General features: G+C 47.4%; 9 protein-coding genes. All 9 read left to right on the forward strand.

Annotated elements, in window-relative coordinates:
• The first annotated feature begins 11 nt into the window (after nt 1–11).
• Nucleotides 12–1,298, forward strand: a complete 1,287-nt coding sequence (locus ACM6JA_RS14710; protein WP_414852856.1) for a UDP-glucose dehydrogenase family protein — start codon at nt 12–14, stop codon at nt 1,296–1,298.
• Nucleotides 1,299–1,395: 97 nt separating this feature from the next.
• Complete coding sequence (gene pepF, locus ACM6JA_RS14715; RefSeq protein WP_414852857.1) at nt 1,396–3,255, forward strand: oligoendopeptidase F; 1,860 nt, start codon at nt 1,396–1,398, stop codon at nt 3,253–3,255.
• 247 nt (nt 3,256–3,502) lie between these two features.
• Complete coding sequence (locus ACM6JA_RS14720; RefSeq protein ID WP_414852858.1) at nt 3,503–4,726, forward strand: efflux RND transporter periplasmic adaptor subunit; 1,224 nt, start codon at nt 3,503–3,505, stop codon at nt 4,724–4,726.
• Between the two features lie 4 nt (nt 4,727–4,730).
• Nucleotides 4,731–7,814 carry an efflux RND transporter permease subunit gene (locus ACM6JA_RS14725; protein WP_414852859.1) on the forward strand — a complete coding sequence of 1,028 codons (3,084 nt, stop codon included), beginning with the start codon at nt 4,731–4,733 and terminating at the stop codon, nt 7,812–7,814.
• A gap of 124 nt (nt 7,815–7,938) precedes the next feature.
• Nucleotides 7,939–8,727, forward strand: a complete 789-nt coding sequence (locus tag ACM6JA_RS14730) for an SDR family oxidoreductase (protein ID WP_414852860.1) — start codon at nt 7,939–7,941, stop codon at nt 8,725–8,727.
• Nucleotides 8,728–8,746: 19 nt separating this feature from the next.
• On the forward strand, nt 8,747–9,238 hold the full coding sequence (locus ACM6JA_RS14735) for a YajQ family cyclic di-GMP-binding protein (protein ID WP_414852861.1): 492 nt from the start codon (nt 8,747–8,749) through the stop codon (nt 9,236–9,238).
• A 92-nt stretch (nt 9,239–9,330) separates the two neighbouring features.
• Nucleotides 9,331–9,807: a hypothetical protein gene (locus tag ACM6JA_RS14740; RefSeq protein ID WP_007723074.1), complete on the forward strand. Its 477-nt coding sequence runs from the start codon at nt 9,331–9,333 to the stop codon at nt 9,805–9,807.
• Between the two features lie 64 nt (nt 9,808–9,871).
• Nucleotides 9,872–10,669, forward strand: a complete 798-nt coding sequence (locus tag ACM6JA_RS14745; protein WP_414852862.1) for a phosphotransferase — start codon at nt 9,872–9,874, stop codon at nt 10,667–10,669.
• A 79-nt stretch (nt 10,670–10,748) separates the two neighbouring features.
• Nucleotides 10,749–12,407: an AMP-binding protein gene (locus ACM6JA_RS14750; protein WP_414852863.1), complete on the forward strand. Its 1,659-nt coding sequence runs from the start codon at nt 10,749–10,751 to the stop codon at nt 12,405–12,407.
• Nucleotides 12,408–12,476 lie beyond the last annotated feature (69 nt).

Here is a 12,476-nt window from a genome sequence, read left to right on the forward strand (position 1 = left end):
GAGGTGAAGGAATGAAAGTTGCCGTTATTGGGACCGGCTACGTAGGTTTGACGACTGCTGTCTCCCTTGCCATGAACGGTCATCAGGTGATCGGAATTGACCTCGTTGCGTCCAAAGTAGAAAAATTGCGCCAAGGGATCTCGCCGATTTACGAGCCGGGCTTAGAAGAGGCATTGAAAAAAGTATTGAGTGATGGCGCGCTAGCCTTTTATACGGATCTGACAGAGGCGAAGGACGCAGAGATTTTTTTCATTTGTGTGGGGACACCTGAAGCAGCAGACGGCACAGCCGATTTAACGTATGTACTCGGGGCTGTTTCTGACATGGAAAAGGTCCATTCGCTCGCACCGCAAGAACGCATCGTGGTAATCAAGAGTACCGTACCAGTCGGAACTGGCGAAAAAGTAGCGGGGATGCTGGCTGGCTGCCAAGGAGTATCTGTTGCATCCAACCCGGAGTTTTTACGGGAAGGGAGCGCATTATTGGACGCATTGGAGCCTTCGCGAATCGTCATTGGCGTAGATAATCCTCAGGCAGCGGCTCGCATGGAGGAGCTGTACAATGGCGTGAAGGCACCGCGAGTAATCACCACCAGAGCAAACGCGGAGCTGATCAAATACGCTTCGAATGCATTTTTGGCAACCCGAATCTCTTTCATGAATGAGCTAGCACGGTTAAGTACCGCACTCGGGACGGATATCGTGACGATTTCGCGAGGAATGGGACTGGACAGCCGAATCGGTCCGCAATTTTTACGGGCAGGAGTAGGCTATGGCGGCTCCTGTTTTCCGAAGGATACGATTGCGTTATTACAGCTCGCAGCAGAGCACAATATTCACTTAAGTATTTTGGATAAAGTGCGAGAGGTGAATGCTACGCAGCCTGTCTGGTTTTTGGAGCAGTTGTGCTTGCAGCTCCCTGATCTGAAAGGCAAACAAATTGCCGTTCTGGGGTTGACGTTTAAACCGGATACGGATGACATCCGCGAAGCGCCATCGCTCAAATTGATAGAAGCACTCCTGCAAAAAGGAGCTTCCGTGAAGGCGTTCGATCCGATTGGAGCACCTGGTGTCAGCAAGCAGTTTCCACAGATCACGTACACGCAATCCGCGGCAGAAGCATGTGAGGGAGCATACGCCGCCTTATTGGTCACAGAATGGGAACAGTGTGTCCAACTCGATTGGAAACAGGTTCATCAAAGCATGGTGCAACCGCTCTTGGTAGACGGACGAAATGCCTGGCCGAATCAGGAGGTAAAGGAAGCAGGCTTTCACTATATCGGAGTAGGGAGAAGCTGACTTTCCATTTCGGGAAAGCTCGGCTTTTTTTCTGTGGAAAATCGTGAAAGCGCCTGATTGATTTGAACCTCTAGGCATAATACGATAGGATACACATATGGATGATTTGACCATTTCATCTTACATAAATAACGAGGGAGTGATCACGGTGAATAAAAGCAAAACACTGCCGAAACGCAGTGACGTCCCCGCTGAATACAAATGGCGTCTTGAGGACATGTATCCCACTGATAATGATTGGGAAGCGGACGTACAAAAAGTAAAACAGCTCACAGAAAAAATCGCAGCAATGAAAGGCTCTCTGGCTACTTCCGGTAAACAGTTGCTGGCCGTGTTGACTCTGCAAGACGAATTATTGAAGACACTTGATCAAGTGTACGTCTATGCACGTATGCGTCGAGACGAAGACAATGCGAACAGCAAGTATCAAGGGCTGACTGACAGGGCGACCAGCCTCAGCACGCAAGTATACGGTTCCATTTCGTACATACAGCCAGAGATTTTGGCGATTCCCACGGAAGACTTGCATACGTGGATCAAAGAAGTAGAAGGTCTTGAGCACTACCGCATTTTATTAGAAGAGATCACTCGCTTCAAGCCACATACGCTATCCGCTGAGGAAGAAGCATTGCTGGCAAATATGAGTGAGCTTGCGTCTTCTCCTTCCAAAATTTTTGGGATGCTCAACAACGCTGACATGAAATTTCCGATGATTACGGATGAAAACGGCGAAGAAGTCGAGCTGACCAAGGGACGCTATACGCAGTTCATGGAAAGCAAAGACCGACGCGTGCGCAAAGAAGCATTCGAGGCGTTGTACAGTACGTATGGCAAGTTCCGCAATACGATCGCAGCCTCGCTGACATCTGCCATCAAAGGGGATGTTTTCTACGCGCGGACGAGAAAATATCCGTCTGCCCTGTACGCAGCCTTGTTTGCCGATAATGTGGAGCTCCCTGTTTACGATAACCTGATTGCAACGATCCATGAGCATCTTCCGCTCATGCACCGATACATTGCCTTGCGCAAAAAATTATTGGGCGTAGATGAATTGCACATGTACGATTTGTACGTGCCGATCGTACCCGAGACGGACATGAAAATCCCGTATGATCAGGCTGTTTCAACGATTAAAGAAGCACTTCATCCACTGGGTGAGGAGTACGGTCGCATTTTGGAAGAAGGCTTTTCCAACGGTTGGATCGATGTGCATGAAAACGAAGGGAAGACAAGTGGAGCCTATTCATGGGGCGCCTTTACGTCACATCCGTTTGTACTCATGAACTATCAGGACAATGTCAACAACATGTTTACGCTGGCGCATGAGATGGGGCATGCTTTGCATAGCTATTATTCCAATCACGCACAGCCTTACACGTATGCCGATTACAAGATTTTCGTTGCAGAAGTGGCTTCTACACTGAACGAAGCACTACTGATGAATCATTTGCTCGAGACGACGACTGACAAGAAACAGCGTATGTACTTGATTAATCATTACCTGGAGCAGTTCCGTGGAACGGTATTCCGCCAAACCATGTTTGCTGAGTTTGAGAAAATTGTGCACGCAAAAGAAGAGCAGGGGGAGCCGCTGACAGCCGAATCTCTCAGTACTATTTACCGTGAGCTCAATGTTGCCTATCACGGACCGGACATGGTCGTAGACAGCGAGGTAGATTTGGAATGGACACGAATTCCTCATTTCTATCGCGGCTTCTATGTGTATAAGTACGCGACTGGCTTCTCGGCCGCGACGTCACTTTCCAAGCAGATATTGGAGGAAGGCCAGCCAGCCGTGGATCGTTATTTGCAGTTCCTCAAGGGCGGCAGTTCAGATTATCCGCTCAATCTGCTTAAGGGCGCAGGCGTAGACATGACGTCGCCAACACCGATTGCAGAAGCATTGAGTGTCTTCAAGGAATTGCTCGAAGAACTGGAACAACTGATCGAACAATAACATGGATCAAATCCAAAAGGCAGTTCAAGTCTATGACTTGGCTGCTTTTTTTGTGAATTTTTCTTCAAGATCGTCCAATAAAAGGTAACTTTCCCACTTTTCTTGCGTATCTATTTATGCTCTGTTAGGTACTGTTATCCGTCTCGGGGCGGATATGAATTTCCACCCGCTGACTGTTTTGCAGCAGAGGTAAAAACTGGCACAATTACGCCATGAGGAATGATTGTGAAAATTTGGAGGAATTCTTGTGAAAAAACGGGCATCGATTATTCTGGCTTCGGTAATGTTGGTCGCAGCAGGTTGTTCAGCCCCAGCACCAGAGGCACCGCAGCAGACAGAGGCAAAGGCGAAGGTAGTAGAGGTAGTAAAGGTACAAAAAGCAACAAAGCCAGTGATGCTCGCAGTCACAGGGATGGTGGAAGCCAAGCGGGACGCGGTGTTGTCGTTTGGTACAGGTGGATCGATCTCAGCGATCTCCGCGACCAAGGGTGCAAAAATCGCGCAAGGTCAGTTATTGGCCACATTGGATACCCGTTACCATCAAAGAGAAATTGCAGCGGCACAGGGACAGGTGGAGGAAGCAGCAGCGCGGAAAATCAAGACGTTAAAGGGAGCGACAGCAGAAGCAATTGAGCAGAAGCGCCTGCAAGTAAAAAGCGCGCAGGACAGTCTGGATAAAGTAAAGCAGGATCTCGCAACAAGTGAGAAGCTATTTGCTGGGGGAGCCATTTCGCAAAACGAAATAAATGCGGGTAAACGGGCCGTTACGCAAGCAGAGATTACACTGCGTGACGCTCAGCTGTCTCTGAATGAGCTGCAAAAAGGAGCGGAACCAGAAGATGTCATGGTCGCCAACGCATCGATTAAAGCTGCTGCCGGCGGTGTAGACCGTGCGAAGAAGAGCTTGGATGATGCGAAAATTCAGGCGCCATTCGCAGGAACAGTCGTCGATGTGAACTTGCAAATTGGTGAGCAGGTGTCTCCCGGCCAGGAAATCATTCGCCTCGTCGACCTGTCCGAAGTGAAGGTAACCTTGGATGTTTCCAATGATTTGATCAGTCAGTTCCATGAAAAAACGAAGGTGCAGGCGTTATCTGACGATGGAAAGAAAAGTGAAGGAACCATTGCCTTTATTTCTCCAGTTGTGAACAAGGATACAGGTAAATATCGCGTTGAGATCACGATTCCGAATGCAGATGGTTACTGGCGTGGAGGAATGGCCGCGACGATTGAGGTGCCGCGCCAAGTGAATGGCTTCCTCGTGCCACTGGAAAGTGTCGGCGTGAGTCAAACAGACCATTACGTGATGGCAGTAGAGAATGGACTGACTGTAAGAAAACCAGTGAAGACCGGTCAATTGGTCGGAGACTCCATCGAAATCGTATCTGGAGTGAAAGAAGGCGACCAACTCCTGCGCAGTGGAATTACATTCTACGTCGAAGGGCAAAAAGTAGAGGCGAAGGGAGAATAGTTGCATGAACAAGATGATTCTCTTTTTGCTGAAAAGACAGCTAATTGTCTACTTGTTTACATTTTTGCTCGTCATTGCAGGTTTGGGGTCCTTATTCAGCTTTAATATCGAACTCGTTCCAAAGACGAACTTCCCTGATATATACGTAAGAATTTCCGGTGGTGCACTGCCACCAGAAGAGATGGAAGAAAAAGTAACGAAGAAAGTAGAGCAAGAACTAAAATCGATTAATGATATTAAAAAATACTCTTCTTCAACAAGTGCAGGTTCTGTCAGAATCAATGTTTCTGCAAATGAAGGCAAAGGCGAGCAGGTTAAGCAAGATGTACAAAATGCCGTTAACCGTCTCCGAAACGGTTTTCCGAAAGCCGTTGACTCTGTAGATATCTTCCAGAGCAATATGGGTAGCGATCAAATGATTGATTTTGCCGTCGTGGGAGCAGAGCCGAAGACCATGCTGAGTTTGGCAAAAACTTCAATCAAGGACCGCATTGAAGAAGTCGAGGGCGTCAAGGAAGTAATCGTAGAAGAGAAGAGCTTCGAGAATAAAATTACCATATCCTTTTTGCCACAGCGATTGAATGCCTATCAAACAACGCCAGCGGCTATCATTTCACAACTTCAGGATACAAACTGGAAGCAAGGGATTGGTACACTGGAGAACACGGGATTTGATACGGTTGTCATGATTGACAATACTTATCAGACCCCGCAGGAAATAGAGGCACTGCCAATTGATACACCGAGAGGAACCGTTTCTCTGAATCAACTGGCACAAATTGAAGATTTGCGTGGAAAAGTAAAAGACTTCGTCGCCCTGACAAACGGTTCCGTGTTTATTCAACTCAGCGTGACGAGGGCAGACGGCTATGACTTGATCACGACACAAAAGAAAGTAGAAGAAGTCGTTCGCAAAATTAACACAGAAGCAAACGGCAAATACAACATCAAAGTCATGTTCGAAGGAGCTTCCTTTGTTGAGCATGCCGTGAGCAACCTCAGCCGGGATGTCATGATTGGTGGGGCGCTTGCGATCATCATCTTGTTCGTCTTCCTTCGCAACTGGAGGGTCACACTCGTCATTGCTACGACGTTGCCACTCTCTGCGTTCATGACGTTCATCGCGATGAAACTCGCAGGCTACAACATTGATATGATCAGCTTGCTGTCGCTTAGCTTGTCAGTCGGCTTGATCGTCGATGCCGCCATCGTCGTATTAGAAAGTATCTATCACTACCGGGAAAAGGGCGAAGAGCTGAAGCAGGCTATTATTAAAGGAACGAGAGAAGTTTTGACACCTGTGTTCACCTCGCAGCTCACGATCATCATCGTCTTTTTGCCACTTGTCTTTGCTGATTTCGAAGATTGGCTGAAACCGGTTTTGGCTACAATCGCCTTTACGGTATCCGCTGCCATTATTGCATCTACAATCGCTGCTTACTTCTTCGTTCCCGTGTTTTCCAATCGCTTCTTGCAGAAGGATAAGCACGTTTCGCTAGAAGGAGAAGGCAAGGAACACTTTATCATTCGCGTATTCAGCGGCATTTTACATGTAGCGATTAGACATCGGATAAAAACGGTTTTACTCGCAATAGCATTGCTGGTTGGTTCCGCTTTCCTCACACCTTTTATGAAAATGGGTCAAGGAATTAACCCCAATGAAAATATCGTCTTTGTTACTATGAAAATGCCAATCGGTACTACGTTGGAAACAGCTCAAAAAGCAGCCGTCACCGCAGAAACATCTATGCGGGAGATCCCGGAAATCAAGGATGTATTCTTCTTTACTTCCAAGGAAGAAGCAACATTGTTCATTTCCTTAATTCCGAAAACGGACAGAACACGTGAAAAGGACGCTTTGAACGAGGATATTAACAAGCGCCTGAATGCGACCCCAGGAATCGAATCGGTCTCCATGTCTTTCGGACAACAAGGCGGAAGCGGCCCGATCCAACTGGAAGTTTACGGGGATGACATGGAAGTCATGCAGAAGGTCGCAACCGATCTGGAAGCGATGCTTGGCACGATCAACGGGCTCACCAACATTCGCAACGATTTTAAAGAAGGAAAAGAAAAAGTTACGTTGCTGCCAAAACAAGAAGCGCTTACCAGACTGAATGTAGATCACCGTTCCCTTTTGCAACAACTGAGCGTGTTAATTGGCAGCCAACCAATTACGTCCATCACACAAGATGGAATCGAAGTAGACGTCGTTGCCAAGATGCCGGATAACTGGCTGAAGCACCCGGATCAGCTCAAAACGATTATGGTGACATCGAAAGACGGAGCAGCAGTGCCTTTGGCAGATCTGGTAGATATCGAGTACAGTAAGTCTCCGATCACGATTGAGCGTAAAGAAGGCGAACGCATCGTTACGGTTTCTGCCGAGATGCTGGGAAGTGAATTAGGGGCAGTAGGCCGTGAGCTAGATGAGAAATTACCAACCGTACCTGTACCAGCAGGATATAAAGTAGAAATCGCCGGTAAGCTAAAAGAGCAAAGCACGAATATGAGCCAGGGGATCTTCGTATTCCTGGGGGTTCTGGCTCTGATTTACGTCATCATGGTTGCCCAGTTCGGGCGGATGTCCCAACCGTTTATCATCATGCTGACGATTCCAATGGCCTTGGTCGGTGTTGTACTTGGATTCGTCCTTACGCAGCGGACATTCGGTGAAATGGCGATGATCGGGATTATCATGCTTGTCGGCATCGTCGTATCCAATGCGATCCTCTTGATCGACAGGATCAACCTGCTGCGCAAACGTGGAATGGAAACCGCAGAGGCGATTATCCAAGGAACGAAGGAACGTATTCGTCCCGTTATCATGACGAAGCTGACGGCGATTCTCGGGATGCTACCGATGGGTCTTGCAATGGCAGAAGGCTCAGATTTGGAAGCGCCACTCGCAACAGCCGTTATCTCCGGCTTGATTTTCCACACGATCGTGACACTGGTGCTTGTACCAGTCCTGTACTCCCTGTTTGAGGGGGCGAAGGAAAGAAGACTGGCGCGTAAAGCGGCTCGCCAGGCGAAACGAGAAGCAAAACAAAACAAAGATAAGAACGTACCTCCGACAGAGGTATAGTGATTTGCAAGAGAAGGGGAGTATGTGCTGAACCCCTTCTCTTTTGCTTTTCCTTCGTCTGAAAGTTCTGTAGAATAAAGAGATCAAGATACATACATGAGTGAACCATGAAAGGAGCATGCACATGGATCTATTTTTGCAAGGAAAAACGGCTCTAGTACTCGCCTCATCAAAAGGATTGGGGAAGGCAACAGCGCAGTGCCTCGCCCAAGAAGGAGCGAATGTTACGATATGCGGTAGAGATGAAGCTGCTCTGGAAATCGTTCGTGCTGAGATCGAACAGGCTACTGGAAAGTCACCTCTTGCCGTAACAGTGGATGTCACGAAGGAAGAAGACATAAAGCGAGTTGTCGAAGAAACGGTCAAGTATTTTGGCAGCGTCGATATTTTAATCAACAATTCAGGTGGGCCTGCGATAGGCAGATTCGATCAGCTCACCGACGAACAGTGGATGCAAGCCTTCCAGCTAAATTTGCTCAGCTATGTACGTGCTATTCGTGCTGTTTTGCCTCATATGCGAGCGAACCAATTTGGAAGAATCATCAATTTCGCTTCCTCGTCCTTTAAGCAGCCAATTGAGAATTTGCTTCTGTCCAATACGTTTCGTACTGGGGTATTGGGCCTCTCCAAGACGCTTTCTTCAGAACTAGGACCAGATGGGATTCTGATTAACACCATCGGGCCTGGCAGAATAGCGACAGATCGGGTGGCACAACTGGATGGGCTTACCGCAGAGGCGAAGAGCATCAGTACAGAGGAAGTAAGGGAAAATTGGGAGAAGCAAATCCCATTGGGCAGATACGGTCAGCCTGACGAGTTTGCTCGCATGGTGACGTTCTTGGCTTCGCCAGCAAACAGCTACGTGACAGGTCAATCCTTCCTCGTCGATGGTGGCTTGATCCGAGCGATCTAATAAAGAGAGGGGAATTCCTTTGAGTAAAGAGAGCTCATTTGATATCGTGTCCAAAGTAGAGTTGTCCGAAGTGAACAATGCGATTCAGACCGCATTAAAAGAAATAGAAAATCGCTTTGACTTCAAAGGGAGCAAGAGCAGCATCTCCTTGGATAAAGAAGAGCTCGTCCTCGTCTCCGATGACGACTTCAAGCTCAGTCAGGTAAAAGATATTTTGCTTGGCAAGCTCGTCAAACGGGATGTCCCAATAAAAAACCTCGACTACGGAAAGATTGAACCAGCAGCGGGAGGTACTGTTCGTCAGCGTGTCAAGCTGGTGCAGGGGATCGACAAAGACAATGCGAAAAAGATCAACAGCATCATCAAAGATACAGGACTCAAAGTGAAAACACAGAATCAAGACGATCAAATTCGCGTGACGGGAAAAAGCAAAGATGAATTACAGCAAATCATCAACGCGATTCGCAAGGCTGATCTGCCGTTGGAAGTACAATTTATTAACTACCGCTAATTACTAGAAAAGTTTTTGCTTCTAACTCTCTTCACTCTCGCATATGCATGTACAAATAAGTGACAAGCACTTGCGAAAGGGAGAGTAGAGACATGAAGGTCTTTATTATCAGTATGCGCAATCTCATTTTGGGCGGAATTGTTTTTCTTGTAGTACTTGTGGCGGGCATCGTACTTCTGGTCAAAGACCCTCTGAGCGTCTCTGACTCTTATCGTCCGTCAGATCCAACTACTTCTGTTACAGCGACGGCACCCATGAACCAGCCAGCAGGGTCAGAAAAGCCGGCGCTGAATATGGAGGTCAAGATGGATGGGACGACGGCAGAAGTAGCCTTGCTTACAGAGAACTTCACGTTTGTTCAGGAAAATGGCGAATTGGCCGAGGCCCCAGTCTTTGGAGAAGGACACGCACATTTATACCTGAATGGCGAACCAAAAGGAATGATTTATCAGCCAGAGTTTTTACTGAAAAAGTTGCCCAAGGGAGAGCATGAAATTCGCGTAGAGCTCAACTACAGCAACCACCTGCCATACAAGGTAGAGGCTACGAAAAAAATCGTCGTGCAGTAAAGTAGATGGCGTTCCACAACAGGGACGCTTTCTTTTTTCGTCAAAAGAAAGGGGCGTTCCTGATATGTCAAAATCGTCATCGTCGAGCGAAGAATTGTTAGCGGGCGGAAACGTAACGAACGTTTACCGTTCTGGCAATACAGTCAGAAGGGAAGTAAAGCCAGGAAGCAAGAACATCCATGAATTATTGAAGCACTTGGAAAGAACAGGCTATCCGTACGCGCCGAAATTTTTAGGTATGGATGAAAAGGGGAGAGAAATCCTGTCCTTTATTGAAGGAGAGGCTGGTCATTATCCTTGGAAGGAATATATGCATGCAGACGAAGCGTTACAAGAAATTGCGAAAATGTTTCGGCTTTATCATGATTCTGTGAGTGATTTTCCATTCGATGACCAGTGGCAGTCGTTGGATCACACTCCTGGCCCGCGTGAAGTCATCTGTCATAACGATTTTGCCATGTACAATATCATTTTCCATCGACAATTACCCATTGGCATTATCGATTTTGATTTAGCGGCTCCGGGTCCAAGACTTTGGGACATCGCTTATACGCTCTATACCTGCGTGCCTTTGAGTAGATTTTCTTTAACTGAATCCGGAGAAAAAATTCATTACCAACCACTGCTGCATGCCAAACAGCGAAAACAGCGAGTGGCCTTGTTTTTTGAATCGTACGGGATGGAAATGAACGAAGGTACGCTAGAAATGGTCTTGCTTCGGTTAGAAGGACTATGCAAAACCATTGCCAGAAAAGCTAGTGAAGGCGATACTGCTTTTCAAAAGATGATCGAAGAAGGTCATATTCTTCACTATCAAGAAGACATCGCATTTATCAAGGAACATAAGAACGAATGGATATAGGACGATAACGGAAAAAGAAGGGATTGTGGCGTAAAAGAAGAATCCTACAGAATAGTCTGAATGTTTTGGGGGTGCTTGTATGATTCATATGACCACAATCGGCAACATGTTAGACGACACGGCCAGTAAGTATCAGGAAAAGGAAGCGTTGGTTTATCACGAACAAGGGCTTCGCTATACGTTTGGGGAATTTCAAGCGATATGCAATCAGGCAGCGCGGGGATTTATGTCGCTTGGCATTCAAAAAGGGGAAAATATCGCGATTTGGGCAACGAATGTGCCAGAATGGGTAATTTCGCAATTTGCCACAGCGAAAATGGGCGGTGTACTGGTAACGGTCAATACGAGCTACCGGGTACATGAACTAGAATATTTGCTGCGTCAATCAGAGTCGACGACGCTTCTTTTAATTGATTCCTATCGCGATGCGAATTATTTTGCGATGATTCAAGAGATTTGCCCGGAGTTACAGACATGTGAACCTGGAGCGCTACAATCCAAAAGGCTTCCGCATTTAAAAAATGTGATCTATTTAGGGAATGAGCGACAACCCGGAATGTTTCTGTGGAGTGATTTGCTCGAACGAGCTGCATGGGTCACGGAAGAAGAGCGGAGCGCGCGTCAGGCGACGCTCTCACCTGATGATGTCATCAATATGCAGTACACATCCGGGACGACTGGTTTTCCAAAGGGAGTCATGCTGTCACATGTCAATATCGTCAACAATGCCATCAAGGTAGCGGAATGTCAGCGGCTCGGGTTAGAGGATAAGGTGTGTATTCCGGTTCCGTTTTTCCACTGCTTTGGTTGTGTGATGGGGACCTTGGCATGTGTGGCGACAGGTGCGACGATGGTTCCTGTCATCGCCTTTGATCCTGGCGTTGTACTTGCAGTTGTGGAGGCCGAACGCTGCACAGCACTGTACGGTGTACCCACCATGTTTATTGCCGAGCTGAACCATCCGACGTTTGCCAAGCGTAACCTGAGCTCGCTGCGAACAGGCATCATGGCTGGTTCTTTATGCCCGATTGAGGTTATGAAGAAGGTCGTCGATCAAATGGGAATCCGTGACATTACGATTGCGTACGGACAAACCGAAGCTTCTCCCGTCATTACACAGACCGTACCAGAGGATTTCCTCGAGCGAAAAGTATCCACTGTCGGTCGTCTGCATGCAGAGGTAGAAGCAAAAATCATCGATCCGGCGACAGGTGACATTTTGCCGCCAGGTGTACAAGGCGAGCTGTGCACCCGAGGATATTTGGTCATGAAAGGCTATTACAACATGCCAGAGGAGACAGTGAAGGCGATTGATCATGAAGGCTGGCTACATACCGGAGACTTGGCAACCGTCGATGAGGAAGGCTACTATCGGATTACTGGCAGGCTTAAAGATATGATCATCCGCGGAGGGGAAAATATTTATCCACGTGAAGTGGAAGAATTCCTCTATACGCATCCAAAAGTGTTGGACGTCCAGATTGTAGGTATACCTGATGCTAAATACGGCGAGCAGGTATTAGCGTGCATTCGGGTAAAGCCTCACGAAACGTTGTCGGAAGATGAGGTACGGGACTATTGCGAAGGGAAGATAGCTCATTACAAAATCCCTCGCTACATACAGTTTGTAGATGAATATCCGATGACCGCTTCCGGCAAAATTCAAAAGTTCAAGCTGCGGGAGAAAGCGCTTGCGCTGTTTGGGCAAAGCAACCCCAATCAGACGGGAACTGCATAGGAAGAGGAAATGCGCCAGGGATATGCTCCTGGCGTTTTTTTAGATAGTTCTTTACTTTCAAGCAACTCT

The sequence above is a fragment of the Brevibacillus sp. IT-7CA2 genome (assembly GCF_949767855.1).
In the GTDB taxonomy this organism is placed as follows: domain Bacteria; phylum Bacillota; class Bacilli; order Brevibacillales; family Brevibacillaceae; genus Brevibacillus.

What these genes read in the sequence shown, in the direction of transcription:
- ACM6JA_RS14710 (WP_414852856.1), top strand. Translation starts at nt 12, where the DNA reads ATGAAAGTTGCCGTTATTGGGACCGGCTACGTAGGTTTGACGACTGCT.
- pepF (WP_414852857.1), top strand. Translation starts at nt 1,396, where the DNA reads ATGGATGATTTGACCATTTCATCTTACATAAATAACGAGGGAGTGATC.
- ACM6JA_RS14725 (WP_414852859.1), top strand. Translation starts at nt 4,731, where the DNA reads ATGAACAAGATGATTCTCTTTTTGCTGAAAAGACAGCTAATTGTCTAC.
- ACM6JA_RS14730 (WP_414852860.1), top strand. Translation starts at nt 7,939, where the DNA reads ATGGATCTATTTTTGCAAGGAAAAACGGCTCTAGTACTCGCCTCATCA.
- ACM6JA_RS14740 (WP_007723074.1), top strand. Translation starts at nt 9,331, where the DNA reads ATGAAGGTCTTTATTATCAGTATGCGCAATCTCATTTTGGGCGGAATT.
- ACM6JA_RS14745 (WP_414852862.1), top strand. Translation starts at nt 9,872, where the DNA reads ATGTCAAAATCGTCATCGTCGAGCGAAGAATTGTTAGCGGGCGGAAAC.
- ACM6JA_RS14750 (WP_414852863.1), top strand. Translation starts at nt 10,749, where the DNA reads ATGATTCATATGACCACAATCGGCAACATGTTAGACGACACGGCCAGT.